Below are 254 nucleotides of genomic sequence, written 5' to 3'. Positions count from 1 at the left end.
ACGCTGCAGGTTGATGGGCATCAGTGGCGCGTGGCCTACGAACCGCTCCATCGTTTCATCGAAGCACGGCGCACGCCATAAACCCGAAGCGCCTGCCGTGGATAGATGCTGCTCGCCGGGGGTTTACGATTGGTGAGGACTTCCAGCGGTTGCGCAGGCAATCTTGATGTGATGGCAAGACAGGTAAGACCGTGACCGGCAAACCCCGAGACTGTCAAAGTGCGTAAAGCACGGTGATCTGATAGCGGAGTCGG

At 58.7% G+C, this 254-nt stretch carries 1 protein-coding gene; it reads right to left on the bottom strand.

The features are described from left to right. Positions 1-35: 35 nt before the first annotated feature. Positions 36-254: hypothetical protein (locus ACUHMQ_RS21380; RefSeq protein ID WP_445297438.1), on the bottom strand; the 219-nt coding region annotated here is incomplete at its 5' end.

Source organism: Chitinimonas violaceus, from assembly GCF_052601015.1.
Note: the sequence above shows the minus strand (reverse complement) of the source record. Positions and strands in the feature narration are given on the sequence as shown.